Origin of the sequence: Nocardia sp. NPDC052316 (assembly GCF_044547795.1) — a bacterium.
Taxonomy (GTDB): Bacteria; Actinomycetota; Actinomycetes; order Mycobacteriales; family Mycobacteriaceae; genus Nocardia.
The window spans coordinates 236,389-253,659 of record NZ_JBIUBB010000005.1 but is presented as its reverse complement, the minus strand read 5'-3'; the positions used below and the strand labels follow the sequence as shown (position 1 = coordinate 253,659).

The 17,271-nt window shown below is 69.3% G+C and carries 13 protein-coding genes; 6 read left to right on the top strand and 7 right to left on the bottom strand.

The window, feature by feature from the left end; all coding sequences use genetic code 11:
* Positions 1-7 precede the first annotated feature (7 nt).
* From ACIHA7_RS24775 to ACIHA7_RS24760, 4 genes are read left to right on the top strand one after another with little or no spacing between them, the layout of a single operon-like run.
* Positions 8-1,222 (top strand): HpcH/HpaI aldolase/citrate lyase family protein, encoded by a 1,215-nt coding sequence (locus ACIHA7_RS24775; protein WP_397293350.1) that lies wholly within the window; start codon positions 8-10, stop codon positions 1,220-1,222.
* Positions 1,219-3,720: a phosphoribosyltransferase gene (locus tag ACIHA7_RS24770; protein WP_397293349.1), complete on the top strand. Its 2,502-nt coding sequence runs from the start codon at positions 1,219-1,221 to the stop codon at positions 3,718-3,720. The genes ACIHA7_RS24775 and ACIHA7_RS24770 overlap by 4 nt, the downstream gene beginning before the upstream one ends.
* Positions 3,720-4,562: an HAD family hydrolase gene (locus ACIHA7_RS24765; protein ID WP_397293348.1), complete on the top strand. Its 843-nt coding sequence runs from the start codon at positions 3,720-3,722 to the stop codon at positions 4,560-4,562. The genes ACIHA7_RS24770 and ACIHA7_RS24765 overlap by 1 nt, the downstream gene beginning before the upstream one ends.
* 52 nt (positions 4,563-4,614) lie before the next feature.
* A complete protein-coding gene (locus ACIHA7_RS24760) occupies positions 4,615-5,523 on the top strand; it encodes an NAD-dependent epimerase/dehydratase family protein (protein ID WP_397293347.1) in 909 nt (302 codons plus the stop codon).
* An 11-nt stretch (positions 5,524-5,534) separates the two neighbouring features.
* On the opposite strand, the gene ACIHA7_RS24755 is transcribed toward ACIHA7_RS24760, so the two are convergent.
* The 5 genes from ACIHA7_RS24755 to ACIHA7_RS24735 all read right to left on the bottom strand — a co-directional run bounded on the left by ACIHA7_RS24755 (position 5,535) and on the right by ACIHA7_RS24735 (position 9,340).
* Positions 5,535-6,119: a hypothetical protein gene (locus ACIHA7_RS24755; protein WP_397293346.1), complete on the bottom strand. Its 585-nt coding sequence runs from the start codon at positions 6,117-6,119 to the stop codon at positions 5,535-5,537.
* A 121-nt stretch (positions 6,120-6,240) separates the two neighbouring features.
* On the bottom strand, positions 6,241-7,155 hold the full coding sequence (locus ACIHA7_RS24750; RefSeq protein ID WP_397293345.1) for an SGNH/GDSL hydrolase family protein: 915 nt from the start codon (positions 7,153-7,155) through the stop codon (positions 6,241-6,243).
* A gap of 82 nt (positions 7,156-7,237) precedes the next feature.
* Complete coding sequence (locus tag ACIHA7_RS24745; protein ID WP_397293344.1) at positions 7,238-8,002, bottom strand: AIM24 family protein; 765 nt, start codon at positions 8,000-8,002, stop codon at positions 7,238-7,240.
* Positions 8,003-8,004: 2 nt separating this feature from the next.
* Complete coding sequence (locus ACIHA7_RS24740; protein ID WP_397293343.1) at positions 8,005-8,706, bottom strand: AIM24 family protein; 702 nt, start codon at positions 8,704-8,706, stop codon at positions 8,005-8,007.
* Between the two features lie 10 nt (positions 8,707-8,716).
* The gene (locus ACIHA7_RS24735) at positions 8,717-9,340 is read right to left on the bottom strand and encodes an AIM24 family protein (protein WP_107653378.1); all 624 of its coding nucleotides are present in this window, start codon (positions 9,338-9,340) and stop codon (positions 8,717-8,719) included.
* 184 nt (positions 9,341-9,524) lie between these two features.
* Between ACIHA7_RS24735 and ACIHA7_RS24730 the strand changes: the two genes are divergently transcribed.
* Positions 9,525-10,910, top strand: coding sequence for a TerD family protein (locus ACIHA7_RS24730; protein ID WP_397293342.1), 1,386 nt, complete (start codon positions 9,525-9,527; stop codon positions 10,908-10,910).
* A gap of 31 nt (positions 10,911-10,941) precedes the next feature.
* Positions 10,942-12,570: a TerD family protein gene (locus ACIHA7_RS24725; protein WP_397293341.1), complete on the top strand. Its 1,629-nt coding sequence runs from the start codon at positions 10,942-10,944 to the stop codon at positions 12,568-12,570.
* On the opposite strand, the gene ACIHA7_RS24720 is transcribed toward ACIHA7_RS24725, so the two are convergent.
* Together ACIHA7_RS24720 and ACIHA7_RS24715 are read right to left on the bottom strand one after the other, a co-directional pair.
* Complete coding sequence (locus ACIHA7_RS24720) at positions 12,552-14,285, bottom strand: glycosyltransferase family 87 protein (protein ID WP_397293841.1); 1,734 nt, start codon at positions 14,283-14,285, stop codon at positions 12,552-12,554. The genes ACIHA7_RS24725 and ACIHA7_RS24720 overlap by 19 nt on opposite strands.
* Before the next feature lie 175 nt (positions 14,286-14,460).
* A complete protein-coding gene (locus tag ACIHA7_RS24715; protein WP_397293340.1) occupies positions 14,461-17,202 on the bottom strand; it encodes a transglycosylase domain-containing protein in 2,742 nt (913 codons plus the stop codon).
* Between the last annotated feature and the right edge of the window lie 69 nt (positions 17,203-17,271).

Genomic DNA, 17,271 nt, shown 5'->3' with positions numbered 1-17,271 from the left:
GAAAACGATGACCGCAGGCATCGCCGTCCAGCGGGAGGTTTCCCTGCGGAAGCGCATGCCGCTGCGCCATTTCCGGCAGCTGCACGGGCCGGAGGCGCGCGATCTGTTCCACCGGGAGCCGGAGCCGTTCGGGGACGACTACACCGATCGGGAACTACTGGCCGTCGGCCTCGGCGCGACGCTGTACGCACCGGCCACCAGGCCGGACCTGGCACTGACCATCAGCAAACGCGCCGAACGCGGCGTGTGCTCGATGGTGATCGATCTGGAAGACGCGGTCGCCGATCACGAGGTCGAGCTGGCCAAACGTCAGACGGTAGCCGCGCTGAACCTGCTGGCGGCCAACGGCGATTCGAACCCGCTGCTGTTCGTCCGGGTGCGCGACGCGGACACGATCAGCGAGATCGTTGAGCAGCTCGGTGCGGGCGCCTCGGTGCTGACCGGCTTCGTGTTTCCCAAGTTCGACAGCGTGACGGGGCCGAAGTATCTCGCCGCGCTGGAGGCGGCGACGCAGCGGCTCGGCAGGCCCATCTACGGGATGCCGGTGCTCGAATCGCCGGGGTTGGTGCACCGGCAGACGCGCGATCACGAGCTGACGCTGATCGCGGAGCTGCTGGCCGAGCATCGGGAGCGGGTGCTCGCGGTGCGGGTCGGCGCGACCGACATGTGCTCGACGTTCGGCATTCGGCGGGACCGGGATCTGACGATCTACGACGTGCGGGTGGTCGCCGACGTGATCGCCGACATCGTGAACTACCTCGGCCGCGCGGACGGTACCGGTTTCGTGATCACCGGCCCGGTCTGGGAGTACTTCGCCGATCACGAGCGGATGTTCCGGCCGTTACTGCGTACCGCGCCGTTCGAGGAGTCCGATGCGGTGCCGTTCCGGCAGTACCTGGTGAGCCGGGACCTCGACGGTCTGCTGCGCGAGATCACGCTGGACCGGGCCAATGGGATCCAGGGCAAAACGGTGATCCACCCGTCGCATGTGGCGGCGGTGCACGCGCTGTCGGTGGTGACGCACGAGGAGTACTCGGACGCGCTCGACATTCTGCAGGTCGATGTCGGCGGCGTCGCGGCGTCGGGTTATCGGAACAAGATGAATGAAATGCGCCCGCACCGTAGTTGGGCGCGGCAGACGCTGTTGCGGGCGCGGGTTTTCGGTGTGGCGAATAAGGGAGTTTCGTTCGTGGATTTGTTGACGGCGTTGGTAACGGTATGACCGGCGCTGCGCTGGATGCTGTCGGAATTCCCTGGGCGACAAAAACTCTCGGTCTCAGACTGCACCACGAAGAGTCTTACAGCGCGATCGATGCCGGGCAGGCCAGTGCGTTGCCTGCCGAGTTGGCGATCGCGGAGCTGATCCAGCCCGGTCTGCGCCGCAATCCGCGCCGGGCGCATCTGCTGGTGTCCACCGTGCTCGGCAAGCATCTGCCGACCGACCCGCGCGTGGTGCTCGACGGCGGCGATCGGCTCGGCGATCTGGTGCGTGAGCTGCTCGGTGACCGCGAGGCGCTGGTGCTCGGCTTCGCCGAAACCGCGACGGGGCTAGGGCATTGCGTGGCGGCGCGGATCGGCGCGGTCGGTTATCTGCACTCGACGCGGCGCGATGTCGCCGAGGCGCAGACCCTCACCGGATTCGAGGAGGGGCACTCGCACGCCACCTCGCATCTGCTGCAGCCGGTGCCCGCCGACATCTTCGTGAACGATCTGCCGCTGGTGCTGGTCGACGACGAAATCTCTACCGGTGCGACAGCACTCGACGCGATCCGGGCGCTGCACACCTTCTCGCCGCGCTCGCACTACCTGCTCGCCTCGCTGGTGGATATGCGCCTGGAGGCCGACCGCATCGCCTTCGACAAGGCGGCCGCCGAGCTGGGGGTCCGCATCGACACCGTCTGCCTGGCATCGGGGCACACCGTGCTGCCCGACGGTCTGGTCGACGCGGTCGCGGAGCTGCCCGAGCCGGAGCTGAATCCCGTTGCCGCACAGCGTGGCTCGTTCGAACGGATCGATCTGCCCTGGCCCGGCACGGTGCCCGAAGGTGGCAGGCACGGGATTCTGCGCGCGGACCTCACCGCGTTCGACGCGGCGGTCGGGGCCGCGCACGAGGTGCTGCGGTCACGACTCGAACTGGCCTACCCCGGGCGGCCGGTGATCGTGCTCGCGCACGAGGAGCTGATGTATCTGCCGCTGCGGCTCGCGGCGGAGCTGGCCGATTCCGGCACGCCGACTCGATACCAGACCACCACGCGGTCACCGGCCTACGTGCTGGACGAGCCCGGGTACCCGCTGCGTCGCGGATTCCGTTTCACCGCACCGGAGTCGGATCAGGAAGCGCCGCGCTACCTGTACAACGCGTATTGGACCGCGGAGTTCTCCGGTCAGCCCGACGGTGCCGCGCCGGTGGCCGCGGTCGTCGATCCGGTGCTGGTCGTGGTCGTCGATCCGCCCGCCGATACCGCGGCACTGGTCGCCGACGGTGGGCTCGTCGATGTACTGACCGCCTCCGGCGCCGATGTGCTCGTCGCGGTGCTGCCGGGTGCCGACCCTCGCGCGTTGCAAGCCGCCCGCGGTGGCGCCGCGGTGGCGCGCGCACTGCCCGATCCGCTGCATGGCCCCGAGTTCGGTTCGTATGCGGCCGAGGATGTTTCCTGGCTGCTGAAGGACCTGTCCGACGTCGACCTCGAGGCCGACGTGGCCGAGCGGGAACGGCGCATCCAATCCGGTGTCGCGCACTACGCGGAGTCGCTGCCGATCGAGTACCAGCCCGACGCCGCCTACCGTTCGTTGTTCGACGAGGTACTCGCCGGCAGCGCCGAACGGCTGGCGCTGGCCGTGGCGACCGTCGCCGAACTCGTGGTGGCCGAACGCGGCGACGACATCGTGCTGGTGTCGCTGGCTCGGGCGGGCACGCCGATCGGCATTCTCATGCGGCGCTGGCTGCGCTCCGGGCGGGCCGCCGGGAGCCTGGACGTGCCGCACTACGCGGTCTCCATCGTGCGGGATCGTGGTATTGACGCTGTCGCACTGGATTACCTTGCGCGCCATCATGATCCGGCCTCGATCGTGTTCGTGGACGGCTGGACCGGCAAGGGCGCCATCACGCGCGAGCTCACCGAGGCGCTCGACGCCTATCACGCGGCGGGTGGCGCGCGGTTCAACGATGAGCTCGCCGTGCTCGCCGACCCGGGCCATTGCGTCCGGACCTACGGCACCCGTGACGACTTCCTCATCGCGTCCGCCTGCCTGAACTCCACTGTGTCCGGCCTGGTTTCCCGCACGGTGCTGAACGACACCTTGATCGGGCCCGGCGAGTTCCACGGTGCCAAGTACTACCGCGAACTCGCGGCCGACGACGTCTCGCTGCGTCTGCTCGACACGGTCGGCGCCGCGTTCGATGCCGTTCGGGCTCGGGTCCCCGCGGCGGTCGATGCCGTTCGGGACAGCGATCGCACGCCGACCTGGGCGGGCTGGGCCTCGGTCGAGCAGGTCCGCGCCGAATACGGGGTTGCCAGTGTGAACTTCGTGAAGCCCGGCGTCGGCGAGACCACCCGGGTGCTGCTGCGGCGGATGCCGTGGCTGGTGCTGGTGCGCGACGCCGAGGCGCCCGAACACGCGCACATCCGCTTGCTCGCCGCGGCCCGCGGCGTGCCGGTCGAGGTCGTACCCGACCTGGCCTACTCGTGTATGGGACTGATCAAGGACGTGCAGACGTGATGGAGCTACGAAGACCCCGAAGACGCACGCTGGTCGCCACCGACCTGGACCGGACAATGATCTACTCGCGCAACGCCTTCAGCGCGACCGCCGACGTGCCGACCGTCTGCGTGGAGCATCTCGAGGGCGCGCCGCTGTCGTTCATGACGACCGCCGCCGCGCTGCGCATGCAGACCCTCACCGAGCCCGCCGCCGTCATCCCGACCACCACCCGCACCATCAAGCAGTTCACCCGCATCCAATTGCCCGGCGCCCCATGGCGTTACGCCATCACCAGCAACGGCGGCAACATCCTCGTCGACGGCGTACCCGACCTGCGCTGGCGCATCGACATCGACGCCAAGGTTCGTGCGGGCGGCGCGACGTTGTCCGAGGTCACCGCCGAACTGCGGGCCCGCGTGGACGATTCGTGGGTCACCAAGTTCCGCGAGGCCGACGACCTCTTCTGCTATTTGGTCGTGCGCCCCAAGGAAGTCCCCGCCGGGTTCCTGGCCGAGTGGGACGCCTGGTGCCGGGCTCGTGGCTGGTCCGCCTCCCAGCAGGGCCGCAAGATCTACTCGATGCCCGACGTCGTCTGCAAGAGCCACGCCGTCGCCGAGGTCCGCCGCCGCCTGCTCGAGTCCGGCGAACTCGCCACCGAGGCAGAAACTTTCGCCGCGGGCGACGGCGCGCTCGACGCGGAGATGTTGCGCGCCGCCGACTACGCCATCCGCCCGCGGCACGGCGAGCTCGAACACCTCAACTGGACCCACCCGAACCTCACCATCACTCGGGCGACCGGCATCCTCGCAGGCGAGGAGATCATCAACTGGTTCATCAAGGGCGCACCGTCGGCTGAGTAGCTCCGGTCGGCCCGGTGGCCGTCCGCGCGCCGCGGCACCCGACAATGTGCGGGTGCGGGTATTGGTGACGGGTGCGAACGGCTACCTCGGCGGTGCCGTCGTCAAGCAACTGCGGGCCGGCGGGCACGAGGTGATCGGGCTGGTGCGTGGCGCGGGGACGCCGGGCGCGGGTCCGGTTCGGACTGCCGACCTGCTCGACCCGGAAGCCTTGGCCGCAGCTGTCCGCGACATCGACGTGGTGTGTCATCTGGCCGGGCTCACTCGCGTCCGCGAGTCCCTCGCCGATCCGCTGCGCTACTTCGAGGTGAATGTCGGTGGCACGGTCGCGCTGCTGCGCGCGATGGCCGCGGCGCAGGTGGGCGGGCTGGTGTTCGCGTCTACCGCGTCGATCTACGGCACGCCGGACCGGCAGCCGATGTCGGAGGAACTGCCGGACCGTCCGCCACATCCGTACGCGGCAAGCAAGGCGGCCGCCGAATCGGTGATCGCCGCGCAGGCGGCGACCGGTCAGCTCGCGGCGGTGGTCTTGCGGCTGTTCAATATCGCGGGCGGCGCCGACCCGGACCCGACCAGGATCGTGCCGCGCATCCTCGCCGTAGCGGCGGGCGACGAGCCTCGCCTGACGATCAACGGTGATGGCACCGCGGTGCGCGACTACGTGCATATCGAAGACGCCGCAACAGCTTTCGCGGCGGCGGTCACACACCTGCCCCAGCGCGGTGCGTGCCGCCGATACAACATCGGCAGCGGCGGTGGCACCAGTGTCGCTGAACTCGTGGCCGAGGTCACCCGGCTGACCGGCCGGACCATCGCTGTCGAACATCGGCCCGCGGCGCAGGAGCCACCTGTGCTGGTCAGCGACAGCGGCCGAGCTCATCGAGAATTATGTTGGCAAGCAACAAGTTCCGACCTGAATACGATCTTGCGGGACGGATGGGCCGCCCAGCACGAGACGTCATGATCGGCGCGTGATCATCGCCTACGGTCGCGGAACTGCTCGAGCAAGTCGAGGCCGTCGCGCAGTGCTGTCGAGCGGTCGGTGCTCAGCCGCTGCCGCAGGGTCTCCGTCTCGGACCTGGTTGCCGCGGTCTTCTTGTCCGGCGCGAACGGAATACCGGTCGACAGCGCACGCAGTCCCAGCGTGCACATCTCACCGAGCATGCCGATACCGATCGACAGGGTGATGGGCTTGGCGTCGTGGTGCATCCCCATGGTGCTGCCGAGCGCGTTGATGCCGAATCCCACCGCCGCGGAAGCCGCCCAGACACCGAGGGTTTTCGCGGTGTAGCGCTGCCAGAGGTGCCCGTCTCGCTCGAAGAGCACCGTCGTGGTGCCGCGCACGGCACCGAACGCGATGCCGACAACGCCGCCGATCACCAGCCAGGTGATGTCGACGCCACTGAGGTCTTCGACTTTGGTGACGCTGTAAACGCCGACCCCCACCAGGATCAACGGCGTCAAGAACGTGTCACGCGCGTCCACCGGTTCGCCCTGGAACCGCTTCACGATCAGCACGATCGCCCCGACGATGATGACGAGCAGCAACCCCACACTCACGGCGCCTCCCAGCACGAAGTCCTACCGGGAAACCTAGCCTCGGCCGGGGCGCCGCCGAGTCCTCCGAACGGACGATCCGAAGGATGACCGCGAGTCGTTCGGCCACCGCCACGTGCGGCGGCTACTCGCCGATCAGGGCTGCGATCTGCTGAGCGATCGCGGTCATGCCGTCGAGGTTCGGGTGGTACGAGCTCATGACGGCGCCGAGATCCGGTGTGCCGGTGAAGGGGTCGGCGAAACCGGTGACCCAGGGGGTAGGTGCGCACGGGGTGTGGGTTTGGTCGACCTCGATGACGTCCGCGCCCGCCGACCTGGCCGCGCGGGCGGTCGCGGCGAGCAGCCCGTCATAGCCCGCCCGCGCGGCGCTCGCCTGGTGCGGTTGGAGGGGCACGGCGGCGCATGCGGTGGCTGCGCGGTCGACGACGGGCAGGTAGTCGACGAACAGCACGCGAGCCTCGGGTGCCTTGGCGTGCACCGCGTCGGCGATCCGCACCAACTCCCGCTCCACGCGAGCGTAATCGGTATCGATCGAAGGCCCCGCGACATCGCCCCCGCCGAGCGCGCACCCGCGGGTCACCGCATCGGCCGCCGTCGCGGGCAGCGAAAACGCTCGAACGGCGGCGTTACCGCAGCTCTGGGTGATCATGGTGCCGACGAGGCGCAGGTCGTTGCCGCCGATGGTAACGGTGACCAGGCTGGTATCGGCGGTCACGGCGTCGAGTTGCACCGGTACCGACCGCCCGTCCCGGAGTCGCTGCGGCGTGTCCAGGAGATGGGCCGTGGTCGCGCCCGAGCAGGTGACGTCGGTGAGCGCGAGCCCGAGCGCGTCGGCGAGCAGTCGCGGATAGTTCTGCGCGGATCGGGCGCACCCGGCGTCGACGACCGGCGCGATCCCCGGCCCGGCCGCGTACGAGCTGCCGAGCGCGACATACTCCGCGTCGGGCTGCGCGACGGCCACCGCGGGTCCCAGGCCTGCGCTGGTGACAGCGGCGGCCGCGATCGCCAAGGTACGCAACAGCGTCGAACCTCGCGCCACGGTATCGACCACCTTGTCCAGACGTCTGGCCAGCTTTGTCCGAAGGTAGCGCAGGTCCGGGCGCGCCGCCGCGCCCGGGTACTCAGTACCCCTGCTGCCCGCCCAGCTGCTGGGCGATGACGCCCTGCAGACGTTGCAGTCCGGTGGGCGTGATGCCGCTCTGGAGCTGGCCCTCGATGGTGCGGACCAGCATGGCGTCGCTGATCACCTTTTCGCTGGACTGGATCAGCACGGTGCCCGCACCGGTGAAATCGAATTGGCGTTCCTCGCCGGAGCTGACGCCGAAGCGCGCGGCGCCCGCGGCCAGGAAGCTGGAGATCCAGCGCTGGTCGTAGTGGTGGCTGGGGGAGGGGCAATCGGCCCAGCCGACCAGGGATTCCGGGTCGACCCGCAGCGGCGGCTCGGCGAACATGACCGGGCCGTTGGAGGAGGCCAGGAACTTGCCGGTGCCGATCAGGGTGAGGAAGCCGGGCACGATGGACTGGTTCAGCGACAGGCCCGGCTCGAACGCCAGCAGGTTGGCGGCGCGGATGGTGAGGTTGCCGTTGTCCTCGAGGTCATAGGAATTGATGTCGTAGCCGCGGTCGCCGATGATCAGCTTTCCGTGCCCCTCGGCCACCACGTAGTCGCCGGTGAACAGCGGCGCCGAGAATTGTTGCGACACCATGTGCATCAGCCCGCCCTGCAGGCCATGGGTGAGCATCTGGAATCGCATGTCGCCGTAGTAGGCGATCATCGCGCCCTTGCGCATGAACCACGGCTTGTTCAGGTCGATGCAGTAGGCGTAGCTGTTTCCCGGAATATTGTCGCTCGCACCGAGATTCATCGGATTCAGGATTTCGGTCATGGTCACAACTTCTCTTCCGAGGCCTGCACGTACACGACACCCTGTCCGACACAATGCAATTGCATCGCCTCGCCCGCACCGCGGCCTACCGCATCGCGCCAGCTGAGCGCGGTCTTCAACTCGGTCTGCACGTTGCCGTACGCGGCGACGAACGCCTGCGGGTCAACCACGATCGGATTCGGGCCGCCCACTTGCAGTTCCAGGAATCCGCCGTGTGCCAGCAAGACCGCTGAGCCCTGCCCGGACAGTTGCGTGGTGAACATGCCCTGGCCGGTCAGCGCCCCGGTCGCGGCGCCGCGCAGCGCACCCATCAGCCCGCCGCCACCACCCCCGCCGCCACCCGAACTCACCACCGAGACAATGGAACTCTGCAAACCGGCGGTATTGGCCAGCAGCCGCGAAGCCTCGACCCGCAGCATCGCGCCCGACTGCAGGTGGACCACGTGGACTTCCAGTCCCGCGAATCCGTAATGCACCTCACCGGTGCCCTGCGCCAGCATGGTGCGCTCGTGCTCGCCCGCCATCATGCGGCCTGCCATGCGCATCAGCCCGCCGCCGCCACCCATCGCCTGGCCGCCCGGAATCTGGTGCGGCGCAAAGGAAACGTCGCCGGTATAGAACAGCATCGCGCCGGTGCGGGCGGCCACGCCACCCGCCATCCCGACGTTGACCTTGACGACCTTGCCGTTGACTTTCTCGAACATCCGCTCGCCCTTACCGTTCCGCCGGCTGGATCAACACCACGCCCTGGCCGTCCCAGCGCAGCGAGAACGCCTCGCCCGCGTCCTGACCGACCACCGTGCGCCAGGAGACGTCGGTGACGAAGGATTGATTGAGGTTGCCGCGCGCGGCGACGAACGCGTCCGGGTCGACCACCAGCGGGTACTGCGGCGACACCTCGAGATGGATCAGCGGCCCGCCCGCCGACAGCAGCGCGACCTGCCCCTGCCCGGACACCGTCGTGGTGAACAGGCCCGCTCCGGTCGACGCGCCGCGTAGGCCGGCGAACCGCACGTCGGTGCGCAGATTCCCGGCGAAGGCGAGCAGCTGCTGCGACTCCACCTGCAGCGTCTCGTTGTTCAGGTTGACCACGGTGACGTGCTGGCCGTTCACGGCGAAGAAGACGCGGCCGTTGCCGGAGCATTCCATCAGCGCGAGTTTCTCGCCGGTGGCGCGGCGCTTGAGCCCGGCGAGTACGCCGTCGCCGCCGCCGAAACCGGCCGCCTTGAACTGCACATTGCCTTCGTAGGCGATCATCGACCCGGATATCGCCCGCAGGCTCGTCCCGGCGAGGTGCGCCTCGATCACCTTCTTGGATTGTTCGAACAGTTGCGCCATGAGGGTGTTTTTGCTCGCTGTCTCGTTACGGGAACATGGAAAAACCCCACATTCCAACTGCGTGTCGACACATTAGCCGATGCCCCGGCAACTGTCGGGGTCAACGAGGGTGTTTACCGGAACCGTTGCCCGCGCCTTTCTCGTAGAGTGGCATTCGAACGCACCGACAAGCGAAGGGTCTAACTTGTCCGCAACACTCGCCAAGGGCCAAAACGGTCCGCTGGCCACGAACGACGTGGTGATCTCCATCCAGCTCACGGCGCCGGCGGATCTTTCCGCACTATTGGTCACCGAGCAGGGCAAGGTCCGCTCCGACGCGGACTTCGTCTTCTTCAACCAGCCGAGCGGACCCGGGGTCAACCTGCAGCCCGCACCCGCTGGGCAGCCCGCCTCGCTTGCCGTGTCGCTGAACTCGGTCCCCGCCGATATCGCGCAGATCCGCGCGGTGATCACCCTCGACGACGCGAACAGTAACTTCGGCCGCTTCCCCGCGCCGACCGCGATCGTGTCGGACGCGGCGGGTAATCGGTTGTTCGAGTACCAGATCGAGGGTTTGAGCACCGAGTCGATCGTCATCGCGCTCGAGCTCTACCGCCGCCAGGGCAGCTGGAAGGTGCGCGCCGTCGGGCAGGGCTACGCGGGCGGTTTCGCCGCGCTGGTCACCGATCACGGCGTGACGGTCGACGATTCGTCGTCCCAGCAGCAGGCCGCGCCCGCACCGCAGGCCGCGCCGCCGCCCGCCTACCCGACCCAGCCGCCGCCGACCACACCGGCGTACCCGGCCCAGGATCCGCAGTACGCGCCGACCGGCGGTTACCCGCCGCCCGGCCCCGGCTATCCGCCGCCGGGCCCCGGTTACCCGCCGCCGGGTCAGGGTTACCCACCGCCGCCCGGACCGGGCGCCGCGCCCGGCCAGGGCGCGTATCCACCGCCAGGACAACCGGTTCCGCCGCAGCAGCCGCCCGCCGAGGTGAGCCTGAGCAAGGACCGCCCGGTCAGCCTGGTGAAGGGCCAGCGCGTCACCCTCCGCAAGGAGGGCGGCGCCGCGCTGACCTTCGTCAAGATGGGTCTCGGCTGGGATCCGGTGAAGAGCCGCGGCATGTTCGGCAACCGCACCGTCGATGTGGATCTCGACGCGTCGGTGGTCATGTTCGCCGACACGAACCCGGTGGATGTCGCCTACTACGGCCAGCTGACCTCCAAGGACGGCTCGATCCGGCACCAGGGCGACAACCTCACCGGTGAGGGTGAGGGCGACGACGAGGTGATCCTGGTCGATCTCACCCGCATCCCGGCGCACGTGTCCACGCTGGTGTTCATCGTGACCTCCTACAAGGGCCACACCTTCGAGCAGGTGCAGAACGCGTTCTGCCGCTTGGTCGACGGCACCACCAATGCCGAGCTGGCCAGGTACACCCTGGCCGGCGGCATGCCCTTCACCGCGATGGCGATGTCGAAGGTCTTCCGGGTCGGCAACGACTGGAAGATGCAGGCGCTCGGCGAAGGCTTCGCGGCCAAGCACCCCGGCGAGGCAATACCCCATCTCGGCCGGTTCCTGCAGCACGGTTGATCGGGGCGGCGCGAACAGCAAGGCAGACAAGGTGATTCAACTGAAGGCCGGTCAGAACACGCCACTGACCGGCAATGTCGTCCGATTTCGGGCGAAAGCCGAGGCGGCACTGGACGTTTCGGCGCTGGTGGTGGCGGAGAACCTCAAGGTCTTCGCCCCCGAGGATTTCGTGTTCTACAACCAGCCGACCGCCGCGGGGGTGCGGCTGGACGCGGACGAGGTGACCGTCACGCTGTCCGAGGTGCGCGGTGACGCCAAGGCGGTGCTGCTGGTGGTCAGCGCCGACCCGGCCGTGCCCGCCAGCCCGGGCGGGCTCGGCACGGTGACCGCGACGCTCTCCGAGAACGACCGAACGGCAGCGGAGTTCGTGATCACGCCGTCCGCAGGCGAGGCGGCGCTGATCTGTCTGGAGGTGTACCGCCGCGGCACCGACTGGCGGCTGCGCGCCGTCGGGCAGGGCTACTCCGGCGGCCTCGGCGTGCTACTGACCGCGCACGGCGTCGAGGTCGAGGACGATCCGGCCGATCCCGCGGCGCAGACCGGCTCGGCGGCGCAGATCGGCGAGGTGCCCCATCCGACCGCGGCCAACCGGGCCGGACCGGGCGTACACACCATGGCCGGTCCGATGGCCAGTGAGGCCCGCTCCGCGGCGGCGGCGCCACTGGAGGTCGGGCACGGCCTGGAACGCCTGTGGATGATCTTCGAGGATGCCGCTCGGTCGGCCGCCGCGCTGCTGTCCGCCCGTGACTACGCGGCCAAACGGCTGGACCAGGAACTGTCGGTCGCGGTCGCGGATCCCGAGACCAGGAACACCCCGGCCGCCGACGCGGCGCGCCGGGCGGCCCAGCAACGCAACGACGAACTGATCGCCACCGCAGAGAGCAACCATCAGCGCGACAGCGCGCAGCTCGTGCGCGAGCTCGCCGACGCCGATCTGATGCTGCCGCCCGCGCTGGCGTCCTGGGACTCGCCGGTCTGGGAGAAGCCGGTCACGCCGAGCGACGGCATCCGGCTCGGTGAGCTCTACGCGCTCGAGCGCGGGACGCTACGGGTGCCGTACTGCGTTCCGGTGCCGTTGAATCGGCCGCTGTGGATCGACACCGAGTCCACCCGCGCGGTCGCGCCGGTGGTGAGCGCGCTGCTCGCGCGGCTGCTCACCGCGGCGCCCGGTCGGCGCACGCTGGTCGACATCATCGACCTGACCGGTGCCTTCAGCGGTTTCACCGGCCTGCTCACCCCGGTGCTCAACGGGCCGCCGATCACCGACCACACCGAGATCTCGGCGCGGTTGCAGGAGCTGGCCCAGGCCGCCGAGCTGGCAGAGCTGGCCTTCACCAGTGGCATGGGCAGCCCGCCCGAGGAGCACCGCATCCTGATCGCGGCCGACTTCCCGCACGGCTATCAGAGTTCGGACGCGCAACGCATCGGCTCGCTGATGGTGCGGGGCGAGCTGATCGGACTGTCGATCGTGATCATCGGCAGCGACGAATCCGAGTCGAGCGACACCACCGTGGCGATGCTGTCCCAGTCGTGCAGGCACCTGCCGACGATCGCGGGCGCACCGCTGTTCGATCCGTGGACCGGTAGTCCGTGGCAGCTCGACCTGGACACGCTGCCCGAGGATCCGGTGCTGCTGGCGCGTTACCTGCGCACCCACTGAGCCGAGTCGCCGACCTGCGAGCGCCACTCGCGGGTCGGCACCACCCGGGGCCGCAGCAGCTCGGGCAGCCAGGGCAGCAACGGATCCGGCGCGCGATCGACGATGCCGCCGATCGGGTCGTCGACGTAGTCGCGGCGCACCAGGTCTTCTTCGGGCCGATAGATCTGCCGAACGATCAAGGCGCACAGGGCGAGTACCGCGAGATCGCGCACGACGACCGTGCCGGTGAACCACTGCTCCGGCAGGCCCTTCTTGTCCAGGCCGAGGTAGTAGAACATGCGCGGCGCCCAGACCAGCGCATCGATCGTCATCCAGGCCAACAGGATGCGCCGATGCGGCAGCGCCAGCACGGCCAGCGGCACCAGCCACAGCGAATACTGTGGGCTCCACACCTTGTTCGTCACCAGGAAGGCGGCCACCACCAGGAAACACAGCTGCGCGAGCCGGGGGCGTTGCGGCGCGGTGAGCGCGATATAGCCGATCGCCAGGCACGCGGCGAGGAACGCCAGCAGTGACACCGCGTTCAGGATCACCGGCGGTTCCCCGTGGCTGAGCGTGCCGTCGAAGCCGCGCCAGCCGGTGAACGAGGTGATCACGTTGTAGATCGAGTCCGGGTCGGCGTGCCGAGTGGTGTTGAGCCGGAAGAACTCCCGCCAACCGTTCGGGTACAGCGCGGCGATGGGCAGGTTCACCACCACCCAGGTGCCGAGCGCGGCGGCGACCGCGACGGCCGCGGCGCCGAGCGGGCGCAGGCTGAACAGGTGGATGCGGTACGGGGTTTCGCGCACCCAGTCCTGCGCCGCCGACCAGCTGTCGATATCGCGCAGCCGCAGCCCGAGCTGGGTGCTCGGCAGCCGCTGCATCGGGTCGGCGCGCAGGCACAGCACCACGATCGGGCCGAGCAGCAGCAGCGGATACAGCTTGGCCGCGCCGCCGAGACCGAGCAGCAGGCCCGCGAGGGCGGGGCGCCTGCGCGCCCAGGCCAGCAGTCCGGTCGCGGCGAAAGCCGTTGCCAGGGCGTCGAAATTGGTGAAGATGTGCACGATCACCAGCGGCGAGCAGGCGATCAGCGCCGCGTCCCACACCCGGCGCCCGGCCAGCTGCGCGCTCGCCCACACAGTGATCAGCCAGGCCAGCGCGAGGCCGAAGGCGACGACGTTGAAGTAGATCACCACCTGCAGCGCGCCGGGCAGCGGCGCGGCGTCCCAGGCCTTGGCGATCCGCATCGAAAGGTATTGGTACAGACCGGACAACACCGGATACTCCATGTACCGGGTTTCCTGGCCGCCGTCCGGGGTCTTCTCGGTCCAGTCCTTCTTGTACGGGAAGGCGCCCTCGTTCAACCGCTCCGCGCCGTACAGCGGGACCGTGTCCGAGTAGCACATCGCCACGTACTGGCGTCCGTTGTTCCAGTCGAGGGTCAGCGATCCCGCGCCGGCGCCGGTCTGCTGGATGCAGCCCGCCTTGCTGAACCAGCCGAAGGCCAGGAACACCACCGTGAACGCCAGCAGTACCCGCATCGGCGTCCAGAACCGGGCCCGCCCGATCAGCGCGTGCTCACCGACCGGACCGCCGACGACCGTCGACAGCTGTGCGGTGAGCGAATCATTGCGGCTGGGCCGATCCCGCGCGTCCGCGGACCGCAGATCCGGTGCGAGCGGGCCGGGCGCGACGTAATACCCACCACCGGAAGGTGCCCCATCGGCCTGCGGCACGCTCCCGTTCGTCCGCTGGTCCACCAGTTCCTGATCGGTCACGGCCCCCGACGCTACCTTGAGTTCGACTATTGCTTCGGATCGAGTCGTCCCCACTCAGCGGGCTGGTGGGGCTGCTCGCAGTGTGGAACCTGCGGCACCACGGCGTATTCCGCCGGGCGCCGCAGGTTCGCCACTACCGGCTGCGGGTGGTGGGTGGTGCCCCGGTGCTCTCGTTCTGTCCGTTGCCCGCCCGCGGCGAGCCGGTCGCGGTCGGCGACGAGCCGTCGGTGGGCGCCACCGGCTGCCCGGGCAGCGGGCCCGGACCCTCCTCGCGTGGCGGCTGTTGCTGCTGCGGGCGCTGCTGCGGCTGTTGCTGCTGCTGCGCGCCGGGCAGGCCGGGGATGACGATGCCGGGCAGGATCTCGATCGGGCCCGAGGGGATCTGGATCGGCGGCAGGAACGGGACCTCGGTGGTCGGCGGCGGCGTGTACGGCGCCGACCATTCCGGCACGCCCGCTTGGCCCTTGATGGGCGCAGGCTTGGGGAAGGTCTCGTTCTTGGTGCCTTCCAGCGCACCGTCCATGGTGGCCTTCCAGATGTCGGACGGCAGGCCGGAACCGTAGATCATGCCGCCCTGGTAGTTGCGCAGCGCCGTGCTGTCCACCGCACCCACCCACACCGCGGTCGACAGCGACGGCGTGTAGCCGACCATCCACGCGTCCTTGTTCTCACCGGTGTCACCGAGCTGGGCGGTGCCGGTCTTGCTGGCCGACTCGCGCCCACCGGCCAGGTTGTGGTTGCGCGACCACGCCGCGATCGGCTTCATCGCCGCCGTCACGTTGTCGGCCACCGCCGCCTCGACCCGCTTCTCGCCGGGCACCTCGCCGCGATCGAGCAGCACGGTGCCGTCGGCGGTGACGACCTTCTGCACGAAGTGCGGCTTGTGGTAGACCCCCGAGGCCGCCAAAGTCGCGTAGGCCGAGGCCATGTCGAGTGCGCGGGCGTCGTACTGGCCGAGCACGATGCCGTTGTTCGGGCCGCTGCCGTCCGCCTCGGTGAGCGAGGGGCCGACGCCGGGGATGGTCTCCGGGATGCCGAGCTTGTGCGCCATGTCGGCGATCTTCCTCGGCCCGTTGCCCATGTCGATCTGCATCCGGTAGAAGCTGGTGTTCAGCGAGCGCTTCAACGCCTCGGCGATGGTGCACATGCCGCAGCCTTCACCCTCGACGTTGGTGATCTTGATGCCGTTGACGGTGATCGGCGAGCTGTCGTACATCTGCGAGAGCGGGATGCCCTGTTCGAGATTGGCCGCGAGGCCGAACACCTTGAACGACGAGCCTGGCTGCAGGCCCGCGTTGGCGTAGTCCCAGCCCTTGCCGTCGTCGCCGCCGTAGTAGGCACGCACCCCACCGGTCTTCGGATCCACCGAGACGACCGCGGCGCGCAGCTTCTCCGGCTCGCCCTGCAGCTTCTTCTGCGCCGCGTCCACGGCCGCCTGCTGCGCCTTCGGATCGATCGTGGTGGTGATCGACAGACCCGCGGTGTTGAGCTGCTGCTCGCTGATGCCCTCGGCGGACAACTCCTTGAGCACCTGCTGCTTGATCAGGCCCTCCGGACCCGAGTCCAGGGTCTTGTCCTCGGTGTTCGACACCGGGGCCACGCGGGGGTACTGCATGCTCTGCCGTTCGGCCGCGGGCAGGTTGCCGCCGGAGACCATCCCGTCGAGCACATAGTTCCAGCGGGTCTTCGCGCCCTCGGGGTTCTTCTCCGGGTCGAGGCCGGACGGCTGCTGGATGGTGGCGGCGAGTACCGCGCCCTCGGCGGCGGTCAGCTCCGTCACCGGCTTCTCGAAGTACGCCTTGGCGGCGGCGTCGATACCGTAGGCGCCGCGACCGAAGTAGATGGTGTTGAGGTAGGCCGCGAGGATCTCATCCTTGCTCCACTGCCGCGCCATCTTGGCCGAGATGACCAGCTCCCGCATCTTTCGGGTGAGCGAGCGTTCGTCACCGACCAGCGCGTTCTTCACGTACTGCTGGGTGATCGTGGAACCACCGCCCGCGCTTTCCTTGCCGAGGATGTTGTCCCGGGCGGCGCGCGCGAAGCCGGAGATCGAGAAGCCCGGGTTGGAGTAGAAGTCCCGGTCCTCGGCGGCGATCACCGCGTTGCGGACGTGCGCCGGGATCTGCTCGATCGTCACATCCGTCCGGTTGCCTTCCGGCGGAACACGTCTGCTGATCACCGTCTCGCCGTCGGAGGCGAAAATGGTCGCCACCTGATTGGTTTTGAGGTCGCCCGGCTGGGGTACCGAAACGGTGGTGTAGGCGACGAGGAACACGCCACTGGGTATCAGGATGGCCATGGCCATCATCACGTAGATGACCCGGCGCACGATCCGCCACGGCGATTTCTTCTTCTGACCGGGCCTGCGCTTGCCCGATCCGCCGGAGCCGTCGCCGCCGCTGCCGCCGTTGCGGCGCGGGGGCGGGCCGGACGGCGGTCCGCCCGCGGTCTGCCTGCGCTCACCGGTGCCGGTGTCGCCGACGCGGCGGGTCCGCTCGGCCGTCGGCCGCGGGCCGGTGGCCGGGCCACCGCGCCTGGCCCGGTCGGCCGCGCCGGGCAGCGAGTCGCGCTCGATCTTCTGGGTCGCCTGGGCGCCGGGCGGCGGGGCCGGGTTCGGCCGACCCTGCGGCGGCCGCTGCTGCGGTGGGGGCGGGCCGGGACGACGCTGCGGCTGCGGTCCGCGCAGTTCCCCGGGGTAGGGGGCGGGACGCTGGCCGGGCGGCGGGCCGGGCCGGGCACCGGGCGGCGGCGGGCCGGGGCGTGGGTTCTGATACGGATTGGGACCTGGGTGTGAACTCCGTGGAGGACGGCCGCCGTGCGGTTCATCGCCGTAGGGGGAAGTCTCGTAGGGCGAATTCACTGACAAGATCTCCATAACTCGTAACGGTGCGGGTGGCTCGGGGCGGTCGCGTCGACCGCTGCGGACACGTGGTGGCTCCGCGAG